Raw genomic sequence first — 6079 nt, forward strand, 5'->3', positions numbered from 1 at the left:
CCCCTCAACCGCCCCCGGACTCACGGCAGTTGCGACGCGTCGCCCTCTCCGGGCTGCTCGGCACGGCCGTCGAGTTCTACGACTTCCTCGTCTACGGCACCGTCGCCGCACTCGTCTTCGGCGACCTGTTCTTCCCCGACGCCGACCCCGCCGTCGGCACCATCGCGGCCTTCGGCACTTTCGCCGCCGGCTATGTCGCACGGCCCATCGGCGGCCTCGTCTTCGGTCACTTCGGCGACCGGCTCGGCCGCAAGTCGATGATGTTGCTGACCATGACCCTGATGGGCTGCGGCAGCTTCCTCATCGGCCTGCTGCCGACGTACGACACGATCGGCGTGTGGGCACCCGTCCTCCTGGTCACGCTGCGCGTCGTGCAGGGCATCGCGATCGGCGGCGAGTGGGGCGGCGCGACCCTGATGGTCGTCGAGCACGCCGAGGCGACCCAGGGCTCCCGGCGCGGGCTGTGGTCCAGCTTCACCCAACTCGGCGCCCCGCTCGGCTCGGTGCTCTCGGCCGGAGTCGTCACCCTCATCTCCGCGCTGCCCGACGACCAGTTCCGCACCTGGGGCTGGCGTGTGCCCTTCCTGCTGAGCGTCGGCCTGCTCGCCGTCGGTCTGTTCGTACGCCTCAAGGTCGCGGAGAGCCCGCTGTTCGCGCAGGCGAAACAGGAACCCCTGAAGCGGCCGCCCGTCCTGGAGGTACTGCGCCGGCCGAAGCCCGTCCTGCTCGCCACCTGCGTCGGCATCGGCGCGTTCACGGCACAGTCGCTACTGACCGGCTTCATGATCTCCTACGCGGTCGACCAGGGCTACAGCCGGCCGCAGGTGCTCACCGCCGTGACCGTCGCCTCCTGCGTGGCCCTGTTCGTGCTGCCCGCCGCCTCCGCGCTCTCCGACCGGGTCGGCCGCCGCCCCGTCGTCCTCGCCGGGGCCGTCGCCTCCGCCGCGCTCGCCTTCCCCGTGCTCGCCCTGGTCGACTCCGGCTCGCCCGGCCTGCTGATCCTCGCCCTCGCCCTCGGCCACGGCCTCGCCCAGTCCACGATGTACGGGCCGCTCGGCGCCCTGCTCACCGAGATGTTCGGCACCCGCGTCCGTTACACCGGCGCCTCCCTCGGCTACCAGGCGGCGACGCTGGTCGGCGCCGGATTCTCGCCGCTCATCGCGAGCAGCCTCCTCGCCTCGTACGGGGGCAGCAGCACCCCCGTCTCACTGCTGCTGTGCGGCGGTGCTGCGGTCACCGCGCTCACCGTGTGGCGGCTGCGCGAGACCCGCACCGACGCCCTGGACTCCGCGGCGCCCCCGTCCACCACCCCGGCCCCGGAAGGGACACTCCGTTGAAGACCCGTACCCGCGCCGCCGTACCGGTCCTGGTCCTCTGCCTGGCGGCCGCGCTGCCCACACCCGCGCAGGCCGCCACGGACCAGCACGTCGAAGGCCGACTCCCGTCCGGCGCCACGTACACGATGGACGTGCCCGCCGCGTTCAACGGCACCGTCCTCCTCTACAGCCACGGCTACCGGGCCGCCGGTTGGCCCAACCCCGCCGAGAACGCGCCCAGTTCACCGACCCGGGACGCACTCCTCGCCGACGGCTACGCGCTCATCGGCTCCTCGTACGCGACAACCGGCTGGGCTGTGACCGACGCCGTGCCCGACCAGCTCGCCACGCTCGACCTGTTCACCGAGAAGTTCGGCACGACACGGCGGACGCTCGCCTGGGGCACCTCGTACGGCGGGCTCGTCACGACACGGCTCGCCGAGCGGCACGCCGACCGTTTCGACGGCTCCCTGGCCATGTGCGGACTCGTGCAGGGCGGCGTCGCCAACTGGAACAGCACGCTGGACCCGGTGTTCGCGCTCAAGACCCTGCTCGCGCCCGGCACCGACCTCCCCCTCACCGGCTTCGCCGACCAGGAGGCCGCTGCGAGCGCCGCCCGTACGCTCACCGAGAAGACCGCCGACGCCCAGCAGAACCCTGAGGGCCGCGCCCGCATCGCGCTCGCCGCCGCCCTGCACAACATCCCCGGCCACAACGACCCCGCGCAGACCGAACCGGCGCCGGCCGACTGGGACGGCATGCAGGCCAACCAGTACGAGGCCGTCACCGGGCTCCTCCAACTGCCCGCGTTCAGCTGGCGGCAGGAGGCCGAGAGCCGGGCGGGCGGCAACCCCTCCTGGAACACGGGCGTCGACTACACCGCCATGCTCCACCGCTCGCCGCTGTACAAGGAGGTGACCGAGCTCTACAAGAAGGCAGACCTGTCCCTGCACGCCGACCTCACGACGCTCAACCGGGCCCCCAGGATCTCCGCAGACCCCTCGGCCGTGCGGTGGATGCGGCGCACCAGCGCCCTCACGGGAAGACTGAGCGACCCCCAGCTCAACATCCACACCACCGGCGACGCACTGATCCCGGTACAGGCCGAGAGCGCCTACCGCCGGGCCACCGCCTCGGCCGGTACCGACGGACTGCTCAGCCAGGCGTACGTCGACGGCCCCGGGCACTGCACGTTCACCACCGGCGAGATCCTCGGCGCCCTGCACACCCTGGAGCACCGCCTCGACACCGGCCGCTGGGACACCGCACCGGAAGTCCTCAACTCCCGCGCACAGAAGGCAGACCCGACGAGCGAGCCCCGCTACGTCCCGTACCGCCCGGGCCCCTACCCCGGCCACGCCATCCCGTAGTGCGGGGCGTACTGAGGAAGCCGGCTACGCCGCGTCGGCTGCGGGGCAGCGCATGTCCCTTGGCGGGCTGCCCGGCAGCGTGGCGCTGATCAGCCGGCCGGCGTCAATGCCGCGCGCGGTGGTGAGGATCTCCTCGGAGAGCGGGGAACCGTTGGTGGCTCGGGCCAGGACAAGTGCGCCGAGCATGGTGCACAGCCGGGTGATGCCGTCCTGGTCCTCGGTGGTGAGCCACTCGGCGAAGTCGCCCACGCCTTCGGTGTAGATCCGGCGGGCCTCGTGATTTTCGACTTCACTCGCCATGTCGGTGACGAGTGCGGCGACGGGACACCCGTCCGCCGGGCTGTCGCGGCGTCCCGGGGAGCGGCGGTGGATCAGTTGATCGACTGGTGCGGCTGGCTGATCGCCATCGTCTTCGTAGTCGGCTTCGCTCACGGCGGTTGGTGGGGCGGTGATCTCACCAACCTGCCGCTGATGGGCGATTCAGTGGCACGGGCCGCGGCCGAGAGACGCGGCCGGCCATGGGTGCCGGTGCTCACGGCCCTGTGCGGGGCGACCCTGGCGCGGCGTGCCTGGTGTGCCCTGGCGGTACGTGCTCTGGGCCGCCCGGTCCGACGCCGTGCTGCGTCGAGGGGGCGGCGCTGATGCGGGGCGTCGTGACGTGGTTCGTGGATCTGGCCGTTCTGCCGGAGCAGGTCTGGCAGTCGTCCGTCGGTCGTGCTGCCGACCGCGTACATGCCCCGGTCACTTCGGCGCCGCGGCCTCGCGTGCCAGCAGCGCGCGTGCGGTCGTCTCCATGGCCTCGTCGACCATTTCGCCCTCGAAGGCGACCGCGCCCGCGCCCTGTGCCCGGCCCTCCTCCAGTGCGGCGATCAGCCGTTTCGCGCGGGCGAGTTCGGCGTCGGTCGGGGCGAACACCTCGTTGATGACGGGGATGTGGCTGGGGTGGATGGCCATCATGCCGGTGTAGCCGAGCGCGCGATTCTGCCCGGCGAAGGCGCGCAGGCCCTCGAGGTCGCCGATGCGGGTCCACAGGCCGGCCACCGGGTGCGGGGCGCCCGCCGCCCGTACGTCGAGCAGGACGCGGGCACGCAGCGCGTACGTCTCGTCGCCCTGGGGGGCTCCAGCGGTAGCCGACGGCGCGCTCGACGTCACCGCCCGCGCCGGTGACCGCGCCGAGGTGGGCGATGCGGTCGGCGGCTGACGCGCAGTCGTACGCGGCGTGCAGCGCGCTCGCCGTCTCCAGGATCGGGACGAGCGTGAAGTGACCGTACGGGCGGCCGAGTCGGCGCTCGCACCAGGTGAGCAGCCGGTCGGCGAGGCGGATGTCGTCGGCGTCGAACACCCGGGAGGCCACCACCTCGGCCCGCGCGAACGCCTCCAGGCAGGCGTCGGCGGTGCGTTCGGCCGCCCAGGCCCGCAGGCCCGCGTCGAGCCGGGCTCGCCCGGCGTGCTGCTGCTCGGTCGTGGCGAACTCGGCCTCGTCGTAGCCGAGGAGAGCCGCGACGTTACGGACCGACCGCAGCGTCGCCGACGTCACCGTTATCCACTCGCCGTCCTGGGAGCGGTAGGTGTTGATGACGGCCGCCGGGGCGACGGCGAGCTGGTTGCCGGAGCGTTCGGGCACCGTGCCCAGCTGGTCGTGGACGATGACCTGCCACTCCACGAGCCGGAACAGCGGCTCGAACAGGGCGAGGTCGATCCACTCTCCGTCGAAGTCGGGGTCGTGGTCGCGGCGGTGCAGCGCCGCGAGTACCGCGAGGTGGCGCGAGTCTGGTCCTGGCCGCCTCGCTCACCGGGGCAGCGCACGCCACTTCCTCCACCGGTACGCGCACGCCGCGCAACAAGCCTCCGGAGCCGCGGCAGAGAGCTGGGCGTACGAGGACTGCTCGGACGAGAGCTACATCATGGACGCCAGCAGCATCACCGTTGGGCCAAAGCCGCTGGAGAGGGGCCAAGTGCCCGTCAAATGCAGGGCTGCGAGATGGGCCGTCACCACAGGCTAAGGAGCTGCTGAGATTTTCCACCCCGTGTGCCCCAGCAGAGCTCGCACGGTTCAGGCGGCTGCGGGTGTCGTACGACTTCGTCGCCCCGAGGGCTGAACGCCCGTCGGCTTTCCGCTCGGCGTCTCGCGCGTCAGCCAGCGCAAGGCCGACAAAGCTTGGTGCCTCGACGTGGAACGGGCCGCCGGAGTCGATGCGTTGGGCGTGGTCTGGTCCCGCCAGGTGGCACCCTCATGTCGTTGGGATATCTGGCACCTTGACGTTCACCTCGCCGCAGCCGACGCGTTTCGCCTCCGCTTTGACGTACGACGGCAGAACGGCGAGGGCGAGCGACTTGTCGTCGTGTGAACCGCCGTCCCTTTCCCGCTCGTGCGCCACGAACGCGACCCGGCCGGACTGGCAGTCCGCCGTGTAGACGCTCAGGCCGCCCGCGAAGGCGCCCTGCCCGTCACCGCCCAGACGCTCGGCCCGGTTTCCGAGCACCCGGGAGACGAGGCCGGCCAGCTCCGGGTTCGCCACGGTCATCAGCCGGAGCCTGTTGGGGCCGAAGGGCTGCCTGATGTCGCACGCCCGTACCTCGTCCGCCGGGGGCGCGCCCGGCTTCGTGCCCGGCGTGGTGCGTACAGACTTTGCTTCGGGTCCACGGGCCCACCCGGGCAGCCGGACGCCGTGGATCCCGCAGAGCCGCTCGGCGTCGACGTCCGGCAGCTCGTTGCCCTCCGGGGCTCGGGGTAGCTTCGGCGGGTCGTCGTACCGGCCCTCGCAGCCGTACTGTTCCATGACCCCGTTGGCCAACCGCACGACCGCTCGGGACATCGCGTCGAGGCCCCGCCGCGCGTCGACCACGTTCTCGCCCTCGGGGTCGGCCTCGCGAGAGGCGAGCGTGACCACCCGCAACGGCGGTTTCTCGCCCGGCTCGTACGGCAGTTCCTCACAGCTCGCTGGGAGCGCCACCCAGGCACGGGTGGAGGACGCCATGCCGGTGATCCCGTCGCCGAGCGGCGTCATGCGGGAGGAGAGGTACTGCTCCGTCCAGCTCCACGCCTGTGCGCCCCGCAACTCGCCCAGCGTCCGCACCGATGCTGTGACCTCCGACTCCAGTTCGTCGGCCCCGAACCCCTGCATGCTGCACTCCGTGTGCATGTGGTCCTCCGTGGCGCGGCGCAGCGGCAGTTCGCGGCTGCGGACGTCGGTGTCCGAGAACAGTGCGTGCGCGACATCGGGCGAGAGCGAGCCCCAGCACATGTCCCGTGCGACGAAGGGCAGTTCACCGGAGCGCCAGGCCATGACGCCCGACCCCAGCAGTGCCCCGACGAGCGTGCCGACGAGCGCGATGGCGCCCCGACTGCGGGACAACCTGCGTATCCGGCCCGGGAGTTGGGGCGTGGGGGGT

The 6079-nt window shown here is 72.1% G+C and carries 6 protein-coding genes and 1 pseudogene; 3 read left to right on the top strand and 4 right to left on the bottom strand.

Features of this window, described 5'->3' with window-relative positions; all coding sequences use genetic code 11:
• Nucleotides 1-29 precede the first annotated feature (29 nt).
• On the top strand, nucleotides 30-1337 hold the full coding sequence (locus GUY60_RS32630; protein WP_161704474.1) for an MFS transporter: 1308 nt from the start codon (nucleotides 30-32) through the stop codon (nucleotides 1335-1337).
• Nucleotides 1334-2686: an alpha/beta hydrolase family protein gene (locus tag GUY60_RS32635; RefSeq protein WP_161704476.1), complete on the top strand. Its 1353-nt coding sequence runs from the start codon at nucleotides 1334-1336 to the stop codon at nucleotides 2684-2686. The genes GUY60_RS32630 and GUY60_RS32635 overlap by 4 nt, the downstream gene beginning before the upstream one ends.
• 24 nt (nucleotides 2687-2710) lie before the next feature.
• Here GUY60_RS32635 and GUY60_RS32640 read toward each other — a convergent pair whose 3' ends face one another.
• Complete coding sequence (locus GUY60_RS32640) at nucleotides 2711-2986, bottom strand: hypothetical protein (RefSeq protein ID WP_376771344.1); 276 nt, start codon at nucleotides 2984-2986, stop codon at nucleotides 2711-2713.
• A gap of 66 nt (nucleotides 2987-3052) precedes the next feature.
• Between GUY60_RS32640 and GUY60_RS38345 the strand changes: the two genes are divergently transcribed.
• Complete coding sequence (locus GUY60_RS38345) at nucleotides 3053-3328, top strand: hypothetical protein (RefSeq protein ID WP_187370186.1); 276 nt, start codon at nucleotides 3053-3055, stop codon at nucleotides 3326-3328.
• 99 nt (nucleotides 3329-3427) lie between these two features.
• Here the strand turns inward: GUY60_RS38345 and GUY60_RS39825 are convergent, their stop codons facing one another.
• From GUY60_RS39825 to GUY60_RS32650, 3 genes and pseudogenes are all read right to left on the bottom strand, one after another.
• A complete protein-coding gene (locus GUY60_RS39825; protein WP_187370185.1) occupies nucleotides 3428-3838 on the bottom strand; it encodes an aldolase/citrate lyase/malate synthase family protein in 411 nt (136 codons plus the stop codon).
• A gap of 226 nt (nucleotides 3839-4064) precedes the next feature.
• Nucleotides 4065-4427 (bottom strand): annotated as a pseudogene (locus tag GUY60_RS39830) (CoA transferase); the annotation flags it as partial.
• A gap of 490 nt (nucleotides 4428-4917) precedes the next feature.
• The coding region (locus GUY60_RS32650) for a hypothetical protein (RefSeq protein WP_223178759.1) at nucleotides 4918-6079 on the bottom strand (1162 nt) is incomplete at its 5' end.

The sequence above is a fragment of the Streptomyces boluensis genome (genome assembly GCF_009908195.1).
Lineage (GTDB): Bacteria > Actinomycetota > Actinomycetes > Streptomycetales > Streptomycetaceae > Streptomyces > Streptomyces boluensis.